The 19,473-nt window shown below is 74.9% G+C and carries 19 protein-coding genes; all 19 read right to left on the bottom strand.

Features of this window, described 5'->3' with window-relative positions:
- Nucleotides 1–19 precede the first annotated feature (19 nt).
- Complete coding sequence (gene lgt / locus GYH36_RS00445) at nucleotides 20–1,033, bottom strand: prolipoprotein diacylglyceryl transferase (RefSeq protein ID WP_034603912.1); 1,014 nt, start codon at nucleotides 1,031–1,033, stop codon at nucleotides 20–22.
- Nucleotides 1,030–1,944 (bottom strand): tryptophan synthase subunit alpha, encoded by a 915-nt coding sequence (gene trpA / locus GYH36_RS00440; RefSeq protein WP_162288796.1) that lies wholly within the window; start codon nucleotides 1,942–1,944, stop codon nucleotides 1,030–1,032. Before trpA ends, lgt begins: the two co-directional genes overlap by 4 nt.
- Entirely contained in the window at nucleotides 1,941–3,209 is a 1,269-nt protein-coding gene (gene trpB, locus GYH36_RS00435) for a tryptophan synthase subunit beta (protein WP_312028443.1), read from the bottom strand. The genes trpA and trpB overlap by 4 nt, the downstream gene beginning before the upstream one ends.
- A 127-nt stretch (nucleotides 3,210–3,336) precedes the next feature.
- A complete protein-coding gene (trpC, locus tag GYH36_RS00430) occupies nucleotides 3,337–4,149 on the bottom strand; it encodes an indole-3-glycerol phosphate synthase TrpC (RefSeq protein ID WP_162288795.1) in 813 nt (270 codons plus the stop codon).
- Nucleotides 4,150–4,324: 175 nt separating this feature from the next.
- A complete protein-coding gene (locus tag GYH36_RS00425) occupies nucleotides 4,325–4,756 on the bottom strand; it encodes a DUF2752 domain-containing protein (RefSeq protein ID WP_034603911.1) in 432 nt (143 codons plus the stop codon).
- Between the two features lie 10 nt (nucleotides 4,757–4,766).
- Nucleotides 4,767–5,342, bottom strand: coding sequence for a DUF4190 domain-containing protein (locus GYH36_RS19965; RefSeq protein WP_162288794.1), 576 nt, complete (start codon nucleotides 5,340–5,342; stop codon nucleotides 4,767–4,769).
- Entirely contained in the window at nucleotides 5,339–5,590 is a 252-nt protein-coding gene (locus GYH36_RS00415) for an HGxxPAAW family protein (protein WP_162288793.1), read from the bottom strand. The genes GYH36_RS19965 and GYH36_RS00415 overlap by 4 nt, the downstream gene beginning before the upstream one ends.
- 108 nt (nucleotides 5,591–5,698) lie before the next feature.
- Nucleotides 5,699–6,328, bottom strand: a complete 630-nt coding sequence (locus tag GYH36_RS00410; RefSeq protein ID WP_162288792.1) for a Trp biosynthesis-associated membrane protein — start codon at nucleotides 6,326–6,328, stop codon at nucleotides 5,699–5,701.
- A complete protein-coding gene (locus GYH36_RS00405) occupies nucleotides 6,325–7,902 on the bottom strand; it encodes an anthranilate synthase component I (protein WP_024840192.1) in 1,578 nt (525 codons plus the stop codon). Before GYH36_RS00405 ends, GYH36_RS00410 begins: the two co-directional genes overlap by 4 nt.
- Nucleotides 7,899–8,264 (bottom strand): phosphoribosyl-AMP cyclohydrolase, encoded by a 366-nt coding sequence (hisI, locus tag GYH36_RS00400; protein WP_246209083.1) that lies wholly within the window; start codon nucleotides 8,262–8,264, stop codon nucleotides 7,899–7,901. The genes GYH36_RS00405 and hisI overlap by 4 nt, the downstream gene beginning before the upstream one ends.
- Before the next feature lie 196 nt (nucleotides 8,265–8,460).
- A complete protein-coding gene (locus tag GYH36_RS00395; RefSeq protein WP_115942628.1) occupies nucleotides 8,461–10,332 on the bottom strand; it encodes an ABC transporter ATP-binding protein in 1,872 nt (623 codons plus the stop codon).
- The gene (locus tag GYH36_RS00390; RefSeq protein WP_115943671.1) at nucleotides 10,329–12,230 is read right to left on the bottom strand and encodes an ABC transporter ATP-binding protein; all 1,902 of its coding nucleotides are present in this window, start codon (nucleotides 12,228–12,230) and stop codon (nucleotides 10,329–10,331) included. Before GYH36_RS00390 ends, GYH36_RS00395 begins: the two co-directional genes overlap by 4 nt.
- A 290-nt stretch (nucleotides 12,231–12,520) precedes the next feature.
- Complete coding sequence (gene hisF, locus GYH36_RS00385; protein WP_024840188.1) at nucleotides 12,521–13,291, bottom strand: imidazole glycerol phosphate synthase subunit HisF; 771 nt, start codon at nucleotides 13,289–13,291, stop codon at nucleotides 12,521–12,523.
- Complete coding sequence (locus GYH36_RS00380) at nucleotides 13,288–14,316, bottom strand: FKBP-type peptidyl-prolyl cis-trans isomerase (protein ID WP_312028439.1); 1,029 nt, start codon at nucleotides 14,314–14,316, stop codon at nucleotides 13,288–13,290. The genes hisF and GYH36_RS00380 overlap by 4 nt, the downstream gene beginning before the upstream one ends.
- 13 nt (nucleotides 14,317–14,329) lie before the next feature.
- The gene (gene pafA, locus GYH36_RS00375; protein WP_024840186.1) at nucleotides 14,330–15,691 is read right to left on the bottom strand and encodes a Pup--protein ligase; all 1,362 of its coding nucleotides are present in this window, start codon (nucleotides 15,689–15,691) and stop codon (nucleotides 14,330–14,332) included.
- 6 nt (nucleotides 15,692–15,697) lie between these two features.
- A complete protein-coding gene (gene prcA, locus GYH36_RS00370) occupies nucleotides 15,698–16,495 on the bottom strand; it encodes a proteasome subunit alpha (RefSeq protein WP_024840185.1) in 798 nt (265 codons plus the stop codon).
- Nucleotides 16,492–17,427, bottom strand: coding sequence for a proteasome subunit beta (gene prcB / locus GYH36_RS00365; protein ID WP_024840184.1), 936 nt, complete (start codon nucleotides 17,425–17,427; stop codon nucleotides 16,492–16,494). Before prcB ends, prcA begins: the two co-directional genes overlap by 4 nt.
- Nucleotides 17,428–17,446: 19 nt before the next feature.
- On the bottom strand, nucleotides 17,447–17,647 hold the full coding sequence (locus GYH36_RS00360; protein WP_024840183.1) for a ubiquitin-like protein Pup: 201 nt from the start codon (nucleotides 17,645–17,647) through the stop codon (nucleotides 17,447–17,449).
- 151 nt (nucleotides 17,648–17,798) lie between these two features.
- Nucleotides 17,799–19,436 carry a depupylase/deamidase Dop gene (gene dop, locus GYH36_RS00355; protein WP_034603909.1) on the bottom strand — a complete coding sequence of 546 codons (1,638 nt, stop codon included), beginning with the start codon at nucleotides 19,434–19,436 and terminating at the stop codon, nucleotides 17,799–17,801.
- Between the last annotated feature and the right edge of the window lie 37 nt (nucleotides 19,437–19,473).

Here is a 19,473-nt window from a genome sequence, read left to right as displayed (position 1 = left end):
GCCTATGAATGACGGACGCTCAGCGACCGGGGTCTGGTCGCGCGGCATCTGCCTGCTCGGACTCCTCCGAGTCGTCGGAGTCCTCGTGCTTCTCGGCGTCCTCGTCGTCGGTCGACTCCTCGACCGGCTCCTCGGACCCCGCGGTGGGCGCCTCGTCCGGCACGTCGAGGGACACGGTCTCCTCGCGCCCGGGGTGGCGACGCCCGACAACGATAAACGCTATCAACGCACCGACGCCGACCACGATCGAGGTCCAGACGTTCAGCCGGAGGCCGAGGACGAGCTCGGCCTCGTCGATGCGCAGCATCTCGATCCACACACGACCGAGCGTGTAGACGAAGACGTAGAGCCAGAATACCCGACCATGACCCAGTCGGAACCGACGGTCCAGATAGATCAGGAGAAGGGCAGCCCCGATGTTCCAGATCATCTCGTAGAGGAACGTCGGGTGGAACAGGGTACCCGGCGGGTAGCCGGCGGCGGCCGCGACCGAGTCGTCGACGCGCAGGCCCCAGGGGAGCGTCGTGGGCGCCCCGAACAGCTCCTGGTTGAACCAGTTGCCGAGCCGTCCGACGGCCTGCGCGAGCAGGAGACCGGGCGCGAGCGCGTCCGCGAACGCGGGGAAGCTCACGCGCTGCCGGCGGCACCCGATGTACGCGCCGACGGCGCCCAGCGCGACCGCCCCCCAGATGCCGAGGCCGCCCTCCCACACGTAGAGCGCCCGCACGGGGTCGCCGCCCGGGCCCCAGTACGGGTCGGGCGTCGAGAAGACGTGGTACAGCCGTCCGCCGACGATCCCGAACGGGACGGCCCAGAACGCGATCTCCAGGACGTCGTCGGCCTCTCCCCCGCGCTCGACCCAGCGGCGCCGCGTGAGCCACAGCGCGACGCCGATGCCCGCGAGGATCGCGAGCGCGTAGGCCCGGATCGGGAACGGGCCGAGGTACCAGGTGTGCTGCGGGGGGCTCGGGATCGCCGCGGGCAGGACGCCCACCGCCTCGACGAGCTGCCCGGCCGCCAGCGCGGCGCTCATGCGTCCACCTCTCCGGGGGTCGTGGGTGCGTCGGTGGTCCGCTCGGCGCCGGACCGCGCGGACCGCACGCCCGCGGCGAGCTCGGCACCCACGGCACGCACGGCCGCGAGGCGCTCGTCCCAGGGCGCGTCGGCCAGCATCGGGCGCACGAACGCCGAGCCGACGATGACGCCGTCGGCGTACCGGCCCACCTCGGACGCCTGGCGGCCCGTGGACACCCCGAGGCCGACGCACACGAGGTCGGCGCCCGCGGCGCGCGTGTCGGCGACGAGCCGCGCGGCCTGCGGGCCCACCTCCTCGCGGACGCCCGTGACGCCCATCGTCGACGCCGCGTAGACGAAGCCGCGCGACGCACGCACTGTCAGGGCCAGGCGCTCGGGCGTCGAGCTCGGCGCGACGAGGAAGACGCGGTCCAGGCCGTGCTCCTCGGAGGCGTCGAGCCACGCGCGACCCTCGTCCGGGATGAGGTCCGGCGTGATGAGCCCGGCCCCTCCGGCCGCGGCGAGGTCGCGCGCGAACGCGTCGACGCCGTAGCGCAGCACCGGGTTCCAGTACGTCATGACGAGCACGGGGACGCGCCCCCCGGTGCGCTCGGTCACGGCGGCCACGACGCGGAACACGTCCGCGACGCGCACGCCGCCGTCGAGCGCCGCCTGGGCCGCCGCCTGGATGACCGGGCCGTCCATCACCGGGTCCGTGTACGGGACGCCGAGCTCGAGCACGTCGACGCCCGACTCGACGACCGCGAGCGCCGCCTCGATCGAGCGTTCGACCGTCGGGAACCCGACCGGCAGGTAGGCCACGAGCCCGGCGCGGCCCTCCGCGCGGAGCTCGAGCAGACGGCGCGCGGTGACGGAGCCCGTCGCCGCGGTCGACGCCCCGGGGGCGTCCTGGGTCGGTGCCGCGCTCACAGCTGTCCCTCCGTGCCCGTCGCCGTCTCGGCGATCGCCTCGTCGTCCACCAGGTCGAACCACCGTGCGGCGGTCGCGACGTCCTTGTCCCCGCGCCCGGACAGGTTGACCAGGATCACGTGGTCCGTGCGGCCGGCCTCCGCCGCCGCACGGCCGACGCGCAGCGCGCCCGCGAGCGCGTGCGCCGACTCGATCGCCGGGATGATGCCCTCCGTGCGGCACAGCAGCCGGAACGCCTCCATCGCCTCGGCGTCGGTGACCGGCTGGTACGTCGCCCGCCCGAGGTCGTGCAGCCACGAGTGGGCCGGGCCGACGCTCGGGTAGTCGAGCCCCGCCGAGACCGAGTGGCTCGGGAGGGTCTGGCCGTCGTCGTCCTGGAGCAGGTACGAGCGGGCGCCGTGCAGCACGCCCGGCGCGCCGCCGCTGAACCGGGCCGCGTGGCGGCCCGTCTCGATGCCCTCGCCGCCGGCCTCGAAGCCGTACAGCTCGACGCCCTCGTCGTCGAGGAACGCGTTGAACAGCCCGAGCGCGTTCGACCCGCCGCCCACGCAGGCCGCGAGGGCGTCCGGCAGGCGGCCGATGCGGTCGAGGATCTGCGTGCGGGCCTCCTCGCCGATGACCCGGTGGAACTCGCGCACCATCTCCGGGAAGGGGTGCGGGCCGGTCACCGTGCCGAGGAGGTAGTGCGTCGTCTCGACGTTCGCGACCCAGTCGCGCAGCGCCTCGTTGATCGCGTCCTTGAGCGTGCGCTGGCCGATCGTCACGGGCACGACCTCGGCGCCGAGCAGGCGCATCCGCGCCACGTTCAGCGCCTGGCGCCGCGTGTCCTCCTCGCCCATGTACACGACGCACTCGAGGTCGAGCAGGGCCGCCGCGGTGGCCGTCGCCACGCCGTGCTGCCCCGCGCCGGTCTCGGCGATGACGCGCGTCTTGCCCATGCGCTTCACGAGCAGCGCCTGGCCGAGCACGTTGTTGATCTTGTGCGAGCCCGTGTGGTTGAGGTCCTCGCGCTTGAGGAACACGCGCGAGCCGCCCGCGTGCTCCGCGAAGCGCGGCACCTCGGTGAGCGGGCTGGGACGCCCGGTGTACTCGCGCTGCAGGCGCGCGAGCTCGCCTACGAACGCGAGGTCGTCGAGGGCCTTGCGGTACTCGGTCTCGAGCTCGTCGAGCGCCGCGACGAGCGCCTCGGGGACGTAGCGTCCGCCGAACTCGCCGAAGTACGGGCCCTCCTGGGTCGCGAGGGATCGCGTCAGGTCGGCGCGCACCGAGTGCTCGGCGCCGCCGGGGGTGGTCGATGAAGTCAGGTCGGGCACGGGGCCGGTCCTCCTGCGTGATGGGGTGTGCTGGGCCGGGGCGCGGCCGCTGGGGCGTGACGGACGGTGCCGACGTGCCTCAGGGCCGCACGGACCACAGCGACGGGTGCGACCCGGCCGCGACGAGGTCGGCGACCGACGCGCGCGGCGCGTCGTCGGTCACGAGCGCCTCGCCCACGAGCACGGCGTGCGCGCCGGAGCGGGCGTAGTCCATGACGTCGTGCGGGCCGCGCACGCCGGACTCGGCGACGCGCACCACCTCGTCCGGGATCGCGGGCGCGAGGCGCGCGAAGGTCGTGCGGTCCACGTCGAGGGTCTTGAGGTCGCGCGAGTTCACGCCGACGACGCGCGCCCCGGCGTCGAGCGCGCGCGACACCTCGTCCAGCGTGTGCACCTCGACGAGCGCGGTCATGCCGAGCGAGTGGACGCGCTCGACGAGCGACGTGAGGACCGTCTGCTCGAGCGCCGCGACGATGAGGAGGACGATGTCCGCCCCGTGCGCCCGGGCCTCCCAGACCTGGTACGGCGTGACGACGAAGTCCTTGCGCAGCACCGGGACGTCGACCCGTGCGCGGACGGCGTCGAGGTCGGCGAGGCTGCCGTTGAACCGCCGCTGCTCGGTGAGCACGGAGATCGCGGCGGCGCCGCCCTTCTCGTACTCGCCCGCGAGCTCGGCCGGGTCGGAGATCGCCGCGAGCGCGCCCTTGCTCGGGCTCGAGCGCTTGACCTCGGCGATGACGGCGACGGCGTCGTCCGCCTTGAGGCGGCTCACGCACTCGAGGGCGCCGGGGACTCGGGCAGCACGTTCCTTCAGCTCGTCGAGCGAGGTCGCCGCCTGGCGCACCGCGATGTCCTCGCGCACGCCGGCGACGATGTCGTCCAGAACCGTCATCGTCCCACCACTCCCCGTGTCGTCCTGCCCCCCGGCCGGGCCGGTCGGCCGTCGTGCACCCACAGGTTCGGCCGACCCGTTGACAGGGAGGTACCTGCCATCGTAGGGCCGCCCCCGAGTGACGATGACCACGGTTCGAACCCCGAGACGAGCGCCGCGGGCCTTCCTGAGCGCGTCAGGACGCGACGGGGCCGAGCCAGGGCACGAGCGCGGGCACGTTCCGCAGCACCCCGAAGACCACGAGGACGCCGAGCGTCGCCCAGGCGACGCCGGCCGGGACGCGCGGCGCGGGGCGCCCGCGCCAGGCGCGCACGAGCCACACCGCCCAGAGGGCGACGAGGAGCGGCGCGGCGACGACCCAGAGCGGGTTCATGGACCACGCGCCCACGAGGTCGAGGTGCGCGAGGTCGTGCGTGGCGCGCAGGCCGCCGCACCCCGGGCACGCGAGGCCGGTCAGGGCGAGCAGCGGGCACGTGACGTAGTGGCCGGGACGGTTCGGGTCGACGACCGCGACGTAGACGGTCGCCGCGGCCACGAGCGCACCGACGGCGAGCGGTGCCCGCGCCGCGCGCGGCACCGGACGACGTCGCACCGCCTCGGTCGCCACCGATGCTCCGTCAGGACTGGTCGGGGATGGTCCCGACCCATGCGAACAGGGCCGGGAAGAAGACGAGGAGCAGCAGCAGGCCCACCGCGGAGAGCCCGATCGCGACCCAGCCCAGCACGATGCCGGCCGTCGCCATGCCCTCGTTGTCGGCCTGGCCCTCGGCGACCGCGCGCTTCGCCGCGTTGCCGACGATCACCGCCGGGATGCCCGTGACGAAGCCGCAGCTCAGCACGAACGACGCGATGCCCAGCACGAGCGACCAGACCGCGAGGCTGTTCTTCGGGTAGTACGGCGGGGCGTACGCGCTCGCCGGGTAGGCGCCGGCCGCGTACGGCGGCTGACCGGGGCTCTGCGGCTGACCGGTGTACGGCTGGCCCCCGTACCCGGGCTGGCCTGCGTACGGGGGCTGGCCCGACGCCTGCGGGGAGCCGTACGGCCCTGCCGGGTACGGCTCGCCGGCCGGGACTCCCGGGCCGCCGGAGGGGTGCTGCGGGGAGCCGCCGGGCTCCGCCGCGCCGTACGGCGCCTGCGACCCGTCGCCCGGGTTCGCGGGGTCGTACGGGGCGGGTCCCGGCGGCTGCGTCACCGCGAGACCTGCTTCTGCCCGTATCCCATGTTGCGGAGCACGAGGCCGCCGACGAGGGCCAGCGCGACGACGCCCATGCCGACCCAGAAGAGCCAGACCGCGGGGATGACGACACCGACGGCCGCGACGACCGCGCCCAGCATGATGCCGATCATGGTGAACCATGCGGCGACGGTGTGGCCGTGGTTCGTGGGCGGTGCCGCGGGCGGCAGGTACGCGATCTCGGTGGTCTTCTGGTTCTCGGCCATGAGGGTCGTGCCTTTCGTGAAGATGTGGTCAGAGCCTATCGGACCGGGCCGGTGCGCGTGGCCCCGCAGCCGCGGCCTCCCCCGCCCGCGCGGGGACGTCGGTGCTGCTCAGCGGTCGGTCGGGTCCTCGCCGCGCGACAGCGCGTCCCACGCGTCGTGGTCCGTGATCTCGTCGGCCGTCGTGGCCGTGCCCGCGCCGGGCGCGGGCTGCCCCGCGGTCCCGGTGGCGGCGTCGGTCGACGTCGCGCGCTCGTGGCGTGTCGAGGCCCCGCTCCACGACCGCGAGCCGACGGCGACCCAGACGACCGTGAGCACGGTCGCGACGCCGAGCACGGCCGCGAGCCACGGCGCGACCGTGAGCGTGACCGGCGCGGTGAGCTCGGTCACGCCCGTCGCGTCGGCCACCGCGGAGCGCGCGCTCGGCTCCGGGTCGAGCGCCACGCCCAGCGCCGAGACGGCCGCGACGACGCCGCTCGCCGCCGCGACGGTCAGGACGACCCAGCGGCCGACCCGGCCGACGAGCCCGAGCGCGAGCGCGGCCGCCACGAGCACGAGCGCCGAGGCGCTGACGCCGGGCGCGGCCGCCGTCCCGGCGACGGCGACCTCGACCTGCGGGTCGAGCGGCGTCGCGCCGGTCGTGCTCAGCCACGTGGGCACGGCCGCCGCGAGGGTGGCGCCCCCGAGCAGGAGGAGCACCCAGATCGCGGTCCGACGGCTCGGGCCGGCCGTCCGGCTCATGCGAGCCCCTTCAGCCGCGCGGCCACCTGCACGGCGCGCACCGCGGCCGCCGCCTTGTTGCGCGACTCGGCGTACTCCAGCGCGGGCACCGAGTCGGCGACGATGCCGCCGCCGGCCTGGACGCTCGCGCGACCGTCGCGGATCAGCGCGGTGCGGATCGCGATCGCCATGTCCATGTTGCCGTCGAAGTCGAAGTACCCCGCGGTCCCACCGTAGATCCCGCGCGACGCCGGCTCGAGCTCGTCGATGAGGGCGATCGCCCGCGGCTTCGGTGCGCCCGAGAGCGTGCCCGCGGGGAACGTCGCCCGGAACGCGTCGAGCGCGGTCGCGCCCTCGCGCAGCGTCCCGACGACCGTCGAGCACAGGTGCATGATGTGGCTGAACCGCTTGGTCGCCATGAACTCGACGACCTCGACGGTCGTCGGCTCGCACACCTTGACCAGGTCGTTGCGCGACAGGTCGACGAGCATGATGTGCTCGGCGAGCTCCTTCGGGTCCTGCAGGAGCTCCTCGCCGAGCGCGACGTCCTCCTCGGGCGTCGCGCCGCGGGGCCGCGAACCCGCGATGGGGAACGTCGTGACGCGGCCGTCCTCGACCTTGACGAGCGTCTCCGGGCTCGACCCGACGACCGCGAAGTCCCGCCCGTCGGCGTCGGTGAGCTGGAAGTAGTACATGTACGGGCTCGGGTTGATCGTCCGCAGCGCGCGGTAGACGTCGAGCGGCTCCGCCGGGCAGTCGAGGTCCAGGCGCTGGGAGAGCACCACCTGGAACACCTCGCCCTCCCGGATCGCGTCCTTGCCCGCGACGACGGACGCCTCGAACTCCTCGCGCGTCGAGCGGAACTCGAGCTCCGGCTCCGCCGCGTCCGGAGCCACGACCGACGCGACGTGCGCCCCGCCCGCGACGAGCCGCGCCTGCATCGCGTCGAGGCGCGCGACCGCGTCCGCGTACGCGTCGTCGACGCGCTCGTCGGTGTCGTCGAAGTTGATCGCGTTCGCGACGAGCCACACGCTGCCCTCCGCGTGGTCGACGACCGCGAGGTCCGTCGCGAGGCACAGCGTGAGCTCCGGGACGCCGAGCTCGTCGGGCGCGTCCGACGGGAGCGTCGGCTCCCAGTGGCGGATCACGTCCCAGCCGATCGCGCCCGCGAGGCCGCCCGTCAGCGGCGGCAGGCCCGCGACCGCGGGCGTGCGCAGCACGTCGAGGGTGGCCTCCAGCACGTCCACGACGTCGCCCTCGAGCGGGACGCCCGCGGGCACGTCGCCCGACCAGACGGCGCGGCCGTCGCGCGCGGTGAGCGTCGCGCGCGACGCGACGCCCACGAACGAGTACCGCGCCCAGCGGCCGTCCGACTCGGCGGACTCCAGGACGAACGTGCCCGGTCGCCCCTGCGCGAGGGTCCGGTACAGCCCGACGGGCGTGACGTCGTCGGCGAGGAGGCGACGGACGACCGGGATCACCCGGCGCGACGCGGCCAGCGCACGGAAGCCGTCGAGCACGGGCCACGTCTCGCCCCACGCGGGACCGCCCGCGGGGACGACGGTGGTCTCGGCCGGGTCGACGGTCGCGCTCACTGGTTCTCCTCCTCGGGGTCGGGGTCGGGCGCGGCCGGGGCGTCGTCGGCGCCGGCGGGCAGGTCGCCGACGACGGCGCCGAGGTCTCCCCCGGCCTCGAAGCACGTCCGCGTGCCGGTGTGGCACGCGGCCCCGACCTGGTGCACGCGCACGAGCAGCGCGTCGCCGTCGCAGTCGAGGGCGACCGAGCGCACGACCTGCACGTGCCCGGACGTGTCGCCCTTGCGCCAGTACTCCTGCCGCGACCTGCTCCAGAAGGTCACGCGCCCGCTCGTCAGCGTCCGGCGCAGCGCCTCGTCGTCCATCCAGCCGAGCATGAGCACCTCGCCCGTGTCGTGCTGCTGGACGATCGCCGCGACCAGTCCGGCGTCGTCGCGCTTGAGGCGCGCGGCGACCGCGGGGTCGAGGGCGGTTCGGTCCGGCGTGTCGGTCGTGGGTCCGGTCGTGGAGTCGGGCACCCGAGAATCCTGCCAGACGCCGGGCCCGGCCCGGTCCGCCGTCTCGCCGGGCGCCCGGCCCGGGAGGGTCCGGCGGGGCCGGGCGACGACCCGCGGCCGCTCAGCGGGTCTGGGACACCCAGGCGTCGTGCATGCGGGCGTAGACGCCGCCGGCGCGCGCGAGGTCGTCGTGGTGGCCGACCTCGACGACGTGGCCGGCGTCGACGACGACCACGAGGTCCGCGGCCTCGGCGGTCGAGAGGCGGTGCGCGATCGTCAGGGTCGAGCGGCCCGCCGTGAGCGACGCGAGGGCGCGCGCGATGCGGACCTCGGTCGCGGGGTCGACGGCGGAGGTCGCCTCGTCGAGGACGAGCAGGTCCGCCTCGGCGAGGTAGGCGCGCACGAGGGCGACGAGCTGGCGCTCCCCCGCGGACAGGGACTCACCGCGCTGTCCGACGGGCGTGTCGAGCCCGTCCGGCAGGTCGGCGACCCAGTCGGTGAGCCCCAGCCGCTCGACGGCGGCCTCGATCCGGGCGCGGCGCGCGGCCGGGGGCTCGGTCTCGGCGTCGCCGCGCAGGCCGTAGGCGACGTTGTCGGCGAGCGTGCCGTCGAAGAGGAAGCCCTCCTGCGGCACGAGGACGACGCGCTCGCGCAGGGACGCGACGGACAGGTCGCGCAGGTCCGTGCCGTCGAGCAGCACGCGCCCGGCGGTCGGGTCCATGAGCCGCGTGACGAGCTTGGCGATCGTCGTCTTGCCCGAGCCCGTCGCGCCCACGACCGCGACCGACGCGCGCGCCGGGAGGTCGAGGTCCACGCCGTGCAGGACCTCGGGCCCGTCGGGGTAGGCGAACCGGACGCCCTCGAGGCGCACGTGGGCGGGGCCGCGCGGGCTGCGCTCGCCGTCGTCGCCCTTGTCGACGACCTCGACGGGCGTCTCGAGCACCGCGAGGACGCGCCGCCACCCCGCCACGGCGTTCTGGAGCTCGTTGAGGATCTCGGTCGCCATCTGCACGGGGCCCGTGAAGAGCTGGACGAGGAAGAGGAACGCGAGGAGCTGCCCGACCGTGACGTCACCGGCGACGCCCAGGAGCGACCCGACCACCACGACGACGGCGAGCACGAGGTTCGCGACGAGGACGCCGCTCGAGAAGACGACCGCGACGAGCTTCTGCGCGCGGACCATGGCGCGCCGGGTCGCGTCGACGGCGCCGTCGATCCGGCGCGCGGTCCGCGCCCCGGCGCCGTAGGCGCGGATCGTCTCCGCGCCGACGATCGACTCGGAGATCGCGCCGAGCATCGCCCCGACGCGCGCGCGGACCTGGGTGTACGCGTCGTTGACGCGTGCCTGCGCGGGGCGCAGGACGAGGAACAGCGGCACGAAGCACGCCCACACGACGAGCGTGAGCTGCCACGAGTACACCGCCATGAGCGCCGTCGCGACGCCGATCTGCAGGACGGAGACGAGGAGCATGATGCCGCCCCACTGCACGAACAGCGAGATGGTGTCGACGTCGCTCGTGACGCGCGAGACGAGCGAGCCGCGCCGCTCGGTGTTCTGCGTGAGGACGGACAGGTCGTGCACGTGGCGGAACGCGCGCACCCGCAGCCCGGCGAGGCCGGCCTCGGTCGAGCGGAAGAGCCGGACGTTGACGAACGCCGAGCACAGGCCGGCGAGGACGATGACGACGGCGGCGACGCCGACGAGCAGGGCGACGCGCGTCGTGTCCGGGCCGCCCTCGGCGAGGACGCCGGTGTCGACGGTCTGCTGGACGGTCACGGGCACGACGACCCGGCCGAGCGCCGCCGCGACGGCGAGCCCGAGCGTGATCCAGACGCCGTCGAGGATCTGGGGCGAGACCTGCACGCCGCGGCGCAGCGTCGCGAGGACGCCGAGCGTGCTCGCGGACGCGATGCGCGCGTCGGCCGCGCGCGTCGCCGTGCCGGCCCCGGTGGCGGCCGCACCGGCGGCGGGTCGTTCGGTGGTCCGGGTCATTCCTCCAGCGCCCCCGTCTCGACGTGCCGCACGACGTCGTCCTCCTCGGTCTCCTCGCGCCGGGCGAGGTCCTCGCCCCGGCGGTCGTCCTGCTCGGCGTCCCGCGCGTCCCGGGCCGCGTCGTCGACGGCGTCCGCGCGCTCGGCCTCGCGTCGCTCGGCCTCGCGCGCGTACGCGGTCGCGAGCTCGCGGTACCCGGGGTCGCGCGCGAGCAGCGCGTCGTGCGTCCCGACGTCCACGACCCGGCCCGACTCGACGTGCACGACGAGGTCGGCGAGCGCGACGCTCGACATGCGGTAGGCGACCATGACGACGGTCGGCCGGTCGGCGCCCTCGCGCGCGAGGCCCGCGAGGATCTCCTGCTCGACGCGCGGGTCGACGGCGGACGTCGCGTCGTCGAGGACGAGCAGGCGCGGGCGGCGCACGAGCGCCCGCGCGATGGCGAGGCGCTGCCGCTGGCCGCCGGACAGGTTCGCCCCGCGCTCCCCCAGCGGCGCGTCCAGCCCCTCGGGGAGGCGCGCGACGACGTCGTCGACGCGCGCGAGGCGCAGCGCCTCCCAGACCTGCGCGTCGTCGGGGCCGGCGTCGCCCTCGTCCACGAGCGTGACGTTGGCGCGCACGGTGTCCTCGAAGACGAACGCCTGCTGCGCGACGAGCGCGACCTGCGCGGTGAGGTCGCCCTCGCGCACGTCGCGCACGTCGGTGCCGTCGAGCAGGACGCGCCCCCGCGTGGGGTCCGAGAGCCGCGCGAGGAGGGAGACGAGCGTCGTCTTGCCCGCGCCCGTGGGACCCACGACGGCGACGGTGGTGCCCGGCGCCACGTCGAGGTCGACGCCGTCGAGCAGGGTGATCTCGCGTCCGCCCGCGCGCACGTCGACGCCCACGCCCTCGAGCCGGACGCCGAGCCCGGACCTACCGGCGGGCAGGGCGCCGCTCCCCGGGCGCAGCACGCCGCCCGCGTCGACGACGCGGCTGATCCGCTCGTACCCGACGAGGGCCCGGGGAAGCTCGCCGAGGACCCAGCCGAAGGCGCGGACGGGCACGGCCATGATCGTCAGGAGGTAGGCGGCGGTGACGATGTCGCCCGCCGCGACGTCGCCCGCGGTGAGCCGGACCGTCCCCACGGCGAGCACGAGGAGCGTGCCCAGCGAGGGCAGGAGCTCGATCACCGGGTCGAAGAACGCGCGCACGACGCCGACGCGCACGTTCGCCGCGCGCAGCTCGTCGGTGCGCCGGGCGAACCGGCGCTCCTCGCGGTCGGCCGTACCGAGCGACGTGACGAGCAGCGCGGCCTCGAAGCTCTCGTGCGCGACGTCGGCCACCTCGGCGCGCAGCTGCTGGGCCCGGGTGATCGCGGGCGACATGTACCGCTGGAAGACGACGTTCACCGCGATCGCGACGGGGATGACGACGAGCGCCGCGCACGCGAGCCACACGTCCACGCGGAGGAGCATGACCGCGGCGACGCCGATCATGACGACGACGCCGAGCGCGAACGGCAGCGGGTTGAACACGCCCGTCGCCGCCTCGACGTCCGAGCTCGCGTTCGACAGGAGCTGACCGGCCGGGTGCGACCGGTGCCACGACATCGGCAGGCGCAGGTACTGGCGCGTCACGGCCGTGCGGTGGCGGGCCTGGAGCGCGGCGAAGCCGTTGCCCGCGAAGATGCGGCGCGCGGCGACGCTCGCGGCGAGCGAGACCGCGATCCCGGCGAGCACGAGCCCCGCGACCCAGATGCGGCCGCGCGCCGCGGGGTCGCCCGCGACCGCGGGGACGACGACCTCGTCCGTCACCGTGCCGATCGCGCTGCTCACCGCGACGGTGAGCGCGCCGAAGAGCGCGGAGGAGCCGATCGCGAGCGCGTACGTGCGCGGCTCGTCGCGGATGCCGCGACCCATGAGGGCGAGCGAGCGGCGGACGCGCGAGCCGGTCAGCGCGTGCGGGCGCCGCACGGTCGGCTCGGCGGGCAGCCCGTCACGGGGCTCCGGCCGGCGCTGCGGGTCCGGCGGGTCGGTCGGGGCGGGCGGGGCGTCGGCGCCGGTGGGGCGCGTCCTGCTGCCGGGCACGGGACGGTCCTCGTCTTTCGTTCAGGGGGTTGCACGATCCTCTCACGCGCCCCCGACACCACCGACGGGTCTCCCCCGCCGCCCCGCGCACGGCCCGCCGCACCGGCCGGGCGAGGACGGGCTCAGCGCACCTCGACGCCCGCCGCGCGCATCGCGTCCTTCACCTGGCCCACCGTGAGGGCGCCGAAGTGGAACACGCTCGCGGCGAGCACCGCGTCGGCGCCCGCGCGCGCCGCGGCCACGAAGTGCTCGGGCGTGCCCGCGCCGCCGCTCGCGACCAGCGGGACCCGCACCTCGGCGCGGACCGCGGTGAGCATCTCGAGGTCGAAGCCCGCGGTCGTGCCGTCGGCGTCCATCGAGTTGAGCAGGATCTCGCCCGCGCCGAGCCCCGCCGCACGCGCCGCCCACTCGACCGCGTCGATGCCCGTGCCCCGGCGCCCGCCGTGGGTCGTGACCTCGTACCCGGAGTCCGTGCGGACGTCGCCCGTGGTGCGGCGCGCGTCGACGGACAGCACGAGCACCTGGCTGCCGAAGCGGTCCGCGATCTCCGCGATGAGCTCCGGCCGCGCGATCGCCGCGGTGTTCACGCCCACCTTGTCCGCTCCCGCGCGCAGGAGCCGGTCCACGTCGTCGGCGGAGCGCACGCCGCCGCCCACGGTGAGCGGCACGAAGACCTGCTCGGCCGTGCGCCGCACGACGTCGTAGGTCGTCTCCCGGTTGCCCGACGACGCCGAGACGTCGAGGAACGTCAGCTCGTCAGCCCCCTCCGTGTCGTACCGCGCGGCGAGCTCGACCGGGTCGCCCGCGTCGCGCAGGTTCTCGAAGTTCACGCCCTTGACGACGCGTCCGGCGTCGACGTCGAGGCACGGGATCACGCGGATCGCCACGGTCATGAGGACTCTCCTTGGTCGGCCGGCGCGTCGCCGGTCGTGTCGGTACCGGCACCGTCCGTGCCCTCGGGCACGGCCTCCTCGGTCACCGGGAACTGGGCGTCGAGGATGTCCACGACGTAGACGAGGGTCTCCCCCGCGAGGGGGTTGGTCGTGGCGCCGTACGCGAGGTCGGGCGGCACGACGAGCAGGACCTGGCTGCCCACGGACTGCTCGAGCAGGCCCTGCTCCCAGCCCTCGATCACCTCGCCGATGCCGATCATGATCGACAGCGGCGCCGCGCCGGCGGTCCACGAGGAGTCGAAGACCTCGCCGTCGGACCAGCGCACGCCCGTGTAGCGGACGGTCACGACCTGCCCCACCTCGACCTGGCGGCCGTCGCCACGGACCAGCGGCTGCACGACGAGCCCTGCGGGCGCGGGGGTGTCCGGCGGGACGACGACGGTCGGCGCGCCGTCGTCCGCGAGCGTCACGGTGGGCAGGCCCTCCACGGGCGGGACCGCCTCCCCCGACGCGCGCGTGGGCAGCACGTCCACGACGAGCGCGACGGGCACGCCGTCGTCCTCCTCGAGGCGCAGCAGGCGAGCGCCGACCCGCTGGCCGCGCAGCAGGTCGCGCAGGTCGCGGCCGACCGACTCGTCGGTGAGCGCGCGCCACCGCGGCGCGTCCGTGTACGTGTTCTGCAGGACCGTCCCGTCCCGCAGGTCCTCGGCGTAGAGGTTGAGCAGCAGCGGGCCGCCGTCGGCGAGCTCGGCGCCCGCACCGGGCCACACGACCTCCGAACTCGCCGCGGGCACGTCGAGCGGCGCACGGTACTGGAGGTCGGGCGGCGCGCCCGACGACCCGGCGACGGTGAGGTCGGTGTTGAGCGGCGTGGGCGTCGCGTCCTCCGGCTCCGTGCACGCACCGAGGAGCAGCGCGGCGACGAACGCCACGACGAGCGCGAGGGTGCCGCGCGGCGCGCGCGCACGACGACGGACGGGCCGGGCACCCGGGGGGCGCCCGACCGCGGGGGCCAGGTTCGTCACATCACGTCCCGCGTCACATCGACTCGATGAGGCGTTCGACGCGCTCGTCGACGCTCCGGAACGGGTCCTTGCACAGCACGGTGCGCTGCGCCTGGTCGTTGAGCTTGAGATGGACCCAGTCGACCGTGTAGTCCCGCCGCGCCTCCTGCGCGGCGCGCACGAAGTCGCCGCGCAGCTTGGCACGGGTCGTCTGCGGCGGGACGGCGGTCGACTCGAACACCTCCAGGTCGGTCGTCACGCGCTCGACCATCCCGCGGGCCGCGAGCAGGTTGTACAGCCCCTCGGTGCGCGAGATGTCGTGGTACGCGAGGTCGAGCCGCGCGATGCGCGGGTCGTCGAGCTCCAGCCCGTGCTTCGCCTGGTAGCGCTGGATCAGCCGGTACTTGATGACCCAGTCGAGCTCGCGGTCGACGAGCGACAGGTCGCCCGTCTCCAGGGCGCGCAGCCCGCGCTCCCAGAGGTCGAGCACCTGCTTGACGACGGGCGTGGGCGACACGTCCTGCTCGACGAACTCCTTGACGCGCTGCAGGTACTCGCCCTGCAGGTCGATCGCCGTGACCGTCCGGCCGCTCGCGAGCTGCACCGGCTGCTTGCCCGTCATGTCGTGGCTGATCTCGCGGATCGAGCGGATCGGGTTCTCGAGCGCGAGGTCGCGCATCGGCACCCCCGCCTCGACCATGCGCAGGATGAGGTCGGTCGAGCCGACCTTGAGCATCGTCGTCGTCTCCGCCATCGACGAGTCGCCCACGATGACGTGCAGGCGCCGGTAGCTCTCGGCGTCGGCGTGCGGCTCGTCGCGCGTGTTGATGATCGGGCGCGAGCGGGTCGTCGCGCTCGACACCGCCTCCCAGATGTGGTCCGCCCGCTGCGACAGGCAGTAGACCGCCCCGCGCGGCGTCGCGAGGACCTTGCCCGCCCCGGTGAGCACCTGGCGCGTGATGAGGAACGGCACGAGGACGTCGGACAGGCGCGCGAAGTCGCCCTGCCGCCGCACGAGGTAGTTCTCGTGGCACCCGTAGGAGTTGCCCGCCGAGTCCGTGTTGTTCTTGAACAGGTGGATGCGACCGGGAAGCCCCTCGTGCTCGAGGCGCTGCTGCGCGTCGGCGACGAGACCTTCGAGGATGCGCTCCCCGCCGCGGTCGTACGCGACGAGCTGCCGCACGTCGTCGCACTCGGCGGTCGCGTACTCCGGGTGCGAGCCGACGTCGAGGTACAGACGGGACCCGTTGCGCAGGAAGACGTTGGACGACCTGCCCCACGCCACCACCTTGCGGAACAGGTAGCGCGCGACCTCGTCCGCGGACAGCCCGCGCCCGTCGTCCGACGCGCACGTCACGCCGTACTCGGTCTCGAGCCCGAAGATCCTGCGGTCCATGCGGTCCTACCCCTCGTCGGTCGCGGCGCCCGCGCCGCTCGCGTCGTCCGGCGCGCCGTCGGACGGGCCGCCGTCGGACGGCGCGCCGTCGCCGGTGGTCGCGTCGTCGCCCGCCGCGAGGAGCTCCTCGAGCGCCGAGCCGGAGAGCCGGCGGAACGCGCGGCGCGGACGGGTGCGGTCGAGGACCGCGACCTCGAGCTGCGCGGCCGGGATGGCCCGCGTCTCGTCGCCGTCGCCGCCCGAGCCGAGCGCGCGCACCGCGAGGCGCAGCACCTCCCCGAGCCCGAGGCCCGGCTGCCACGCGTCGCGCAGGACGCTGCCCAGCTGGTCGGCCTGGCCGCCCATGACGACGACACCCTGCTCGTCGGCGACCGAGCCGTCGTACGAGATCCGGTAGAGCTGGTCCTGGGCGGCCGTGCGGCCCACCTCGGCGACGACGAGCTCGACCTCGAGCGGCTTGGACTCCGTGGTGAAGACCGTGCCGAGCGTCTGGGCGTACGCGTTCGCGAGGCCGCGCGCGTTGACGTCCGTCCGGTCGTACGAGTAGCCGCGCAGGTCCGCGTACCGCACGCCCGCGACCCGCAGGTTCTCGAACTCGTTGTACTTGCCGACCGCGGCGAACGCGATGCGGTCGTAGATCTCCGAGATCTTGTGCAGCGCGCGCGACGGGTTCTCCGTCGCGAACGCGATCCCGTCCTCGTACGCGAGGACCACGACGGACCGGCCGCGCGCGATGCCCTTGCGCGCGAAGTCCGCCCGGTCCTTCATGAGCTGCTCGGGCGAGACGTAGAAGGGCATGTTCACTCGGCGTCACCTCCCGACGCGGGGCCCTGCGACAGGTCGTGCGGCTGGTCGTGCGGCACCGCCTCGGCGTTGGTCACCGCGGGTCGGCGACGCGGCACGCCCGTCCCCGAGCGCTCCGCCACGATCTCCTCGACGACGGCGGCGAGCTCGTCGTCCGGGACGCGCTCGTAGCCGTCCCGGGTCACGACCGCGACGACGGGCCAGATCCGGCGCACCGGGTCCGGGCCGCCCGTCGCGGAGTCGTCGTCCGCCGCGTCGTACAGCGCCTCGACCGCGACGCGCACCGACGCGGCGCGGTCGAGCTCCGTGCGCCACAGCTTCTTCAGCGAGCCGCGCGCGAACACCGAGCCGGACCCCACCGAGTGGTAGGCGCGCTCCTCGTACCGGCCGCCGGTCACGTCGTAGGAGAAGATGCGCCCGGCGCCGCGGTCCAGGTCGAAGCCCGCGAACAGCGGCACGACGGCGAGGCCCTGCATCGCGAGGCCGAGGTTCTGCCGGATCATCGTCGACAGGCGGTTCGCCTTGCCGTCCAGGGACAGCAGCGCGCCCTCGATCTTCTCGTAGTGCTCGAGCTCCAGCTGGAACAGGCGCACGAGCTCGACCGCGATGCCCGCCGTGCCGGCGATCCCCACCGCGGAGTACTCGTCGGCCGGGAAGACCTTCTCGATCTCGCGGTTCGCGATCATCGAGCCCATCGTCGCGCGGCGGTCGCCCGCCATCACGACGCCGCCCGCGACGCCCTCCGCGCCGAACGTCAGCGCGACGATCGTCGTCGCGTGCGGCGCGTCGGGCGCCGTGCCGCCGACGCCGTGCGCCGCGACGCGCTGCGACGGCAGCAGGTCGGGCGCGTGCCCGGCCAGGAAGTCCAGGAACGACGACGACCCCGGGGTCGTGAACGCGTCGGGCAGTCGCCCGGGCTGGTCGGTGCTCATCGAGTTGCCGTCACCCTTCCTACTCGCCGCCCTTCTGCACGAAGCCCCGGACGAAGGACTCCGCGTTCGTCTCCAGCACCTCGTCGATCTCCTCGAGGAGGGCGTCGACCTCGGCGTCGCGCGACTGCGCCTGCGGCGCGGTCGGGACCTCCGGGCCCTCGGGCTCGTCGTCAGGACGCCGGTCCTCGTGCGACGCGTGGGTGCGTTCGGTGCCCGCCATGACTGCCTCCTCGTCCGTCGGCCCGGTGCCGCGCCGACGCTCTGTCCGTTCCAACCCGGTCCGGGCTCGCGCCCTTCCCGGCCCTGCTCGCACGCGGCGCCCGTTCCACGCGGGGCGGGCGCCGTCGTGCGTCCAGCCTAGTCGCCGCGGCTCAGGACGGGCCCGCCAGACCCGCCAGGAGGGACGCCGCGTCCGGGCTCGCGTCGAGCAGCGCGCCGATGTGCGCGCGCGTCCCGCGCAGCGGGTCCATCATCGGCACGCGCTGCAGCGACGGCGCGCCCGGCACGTCGAAGATCACGGAGTCCCAGCTCGCCGCCGAGACCTGGTCGCCGTAGCGCGCCATGACCTCGCCGCGGAAGAACGCGCGCGTGTCCTCCGGGGCGTGGTGCACCGCCGCGCCGACCTCGCGCTCCGTGACGACCCGGTCCACCGCGCCCGCCGCGAGGAGGCGGTGGTAGATGCCGCGCTCGGGGCGCACGTCCGACCACTGCAGGTCCATCGCCGCGAGGCGCGGGTGGCCCCAGTCGAGCCCGTCGCGCTCCCGGAGCCGGTCGAGCAGCCGCAGCTTCGCGACCCACTCCACGTCGCGCGCGCACGCGTCGCGGTCCGTCGCGAGGCGGTCGAGCACCGAGCGCCACCGCGCCAGCACGTCGCGCGTCGGGGCGTCGACGCCGTCCGTCCCCGCGAGCCGCTCGGCCGCGTCCTGCGCCACGTCCAGGTACTCGCGCTGGACCTCGATCGCCGTCAGCCGGCGCCCGTCCGCGAGCGCGAGCCGCGTCGTGAGGTCGAGGTCGCGGCTCACGCGCTGCACGTCCCCGACGGGGTCCGCGAGGCGCAGCGCCGCGAGCCGCGTCCGCACCGCCGCGCCCAGCTCCTCGAGGTGCTCGACGACGAACAGCACGAGCGACGTCGTGCCCGTCTTGAGGTACGTCGCCGTCTCGAGCATGTTGGCGTCGCCGATGATGAGGTGCAGCCGGCGCCAGCGCTGGCGGTCGGCGTGCGGCTCGTCGCGCGTGTTGACGATCGGGCGGCGCAGCGTCGTCTCGAGCCCCACCTCCGCCTCGACGTAGTCCGCGCGCTGCGAGACCTGGAACCCGTGCTCCTCGCCCGTCGGGCCGAGGCCCACCCGCCCCGAGCCGGCGAAGACCTGCCGGGTCACGAGGAACGGCGTGAGCATCTCCACGAGCACCCCGAACGGCACGGAACGGTCCACGAGGAAGTTCTCGTGCGTGCCGTAGCTCGCACCCTTGCCGTCGACGTTGTTCTTGTACAGCACGACCGAGCCGCCCGGCACCTGGTCGAGCTCGCGCGACGCCGCGAGCATGACCCGCTCCCCCGCGACGTCCCAGCCCACCACGTCGTGCGGGACCGTGACCTCCGGCGACGAGTACTCCGGGTGGGCGTGGTCCACGTAGAGCCGCGCGCCGTTCGTGAGGATGACGTTCGCCGCGCTCGGGTCGTCGTACTCCTCCGTCGTGGGCCGCGCGACCTCCTGGAACGACCCCTCGGCGGGCTCGTGGGCCCCCGCCTCCGCGACCGGGCCCGACGGCGCCGGGCGCGTCGGGTCGTCCGTGAGCAGCGACGGGTGGGCCGACGCGCGCGGCACGTGGAACCCGCGCGCGTCCTGCAACGGGTCCTCGTCGTCGTAGTCCCACCGCGCGCGCCCGCGCGCCCCGTCGCCGCGCGCGACGAGCGCCCGGTACGTCGTGACGACCTGGCTCGACAGGAGCATCGGGTTCGCCATCGGCTTCCCCGGCTGCAGGACGCCGTACTCGGTCTCGATCCCCATGACCCGTCGAACGCTCACGCGCTCACCCTATGCCGGT

The organism is Cellulosimicrobium composti (genome assembly GCF_010287905.1).
GTDB classification, from domain to species: domain Bacteria; phylum Actinomycetota; class Actinomycetes; order Actinomycetales; family Cellulomonadaceae; genus Cellulosimicrobium; species Cellulosimicrobium composti.
This window is presented reverse-complemented; position numbering and strand designations above follow the sequence as displayed.

Coding starts and splice junctions, on each gene's coding strand:
- GYH36_RS00360 (WP_024840183.1), bottom strand. CDS start 17,647: ATGGCGGGCACCGAACGCACCCACGCGTCGCACGAGGACCGGCGTCCT.
- dop (WP_034603909.1), bottom strand. CDS start 19,436: ATGGGGATCGAGACCGAGTACGGCGTCCTGCAGCCGGGGAAGCCGATG.
- prcB (WP_024840184.1), bottom strand. CDS start 17,427: ATGAGCACCGACCAGCCCGGGCGACTGCCCGACGCGTTCACGACCCCG.
- hisF (WP_024840188.1), bottom strand. CDS start 13,291: ATGACCGTGGCGATCCGCGTGATCCCGTGCCTCGACGTCGACGCCGGA.
- trpC (WP_162288795.1), bottom strand. CDS start 4,149: ATGACGGTTCTGGACGACATCGTCGCCGGCGTGCGCGAGGACATCGCG.
- pafA (WP_024840186.1), bottom strand. CDS start 15,691: ATGGACCGCAGGATCTTCGGGCTCGAGACCGAGTACGGCGTGACGTGC.
- GYH36_RS00390 (WP_115943671.1), bottom strand. CDS start 12,230: ATGGGTCGCGGCATCCGCGACGAGCCGCGCACGTACGCGCTCGCGATC.
- GYH36_RS00415 (WP_162288793.1), bottom strand. CDS start 5,590: ATGGCCGAGAACCAGAAGACCACCGAGATCGCGTACCTGCCGCCCGCG.
- GYH36_RS00410 (WP_162288792.1), bottom strand. CDS start 6,328: ATGAGCCGGACGGCCGGCCCGAGCCGTCGGACCGCGATCTGGGTGCTC.
- GYH36_RS00395 (WP_115942628.1), bottom strand. CDS start 10,332: ATGACCCGGACCACCGAACGACCCGCCGCCGGTGCGGCCGCCACCGGG.
- lgt (WP_034603912.1), bottom strand. CDS start 1,033: ATGAGCGCCGCGCTGGCGGCCGGGCAGCTCGTCGAGGCGGTGGGCGTC.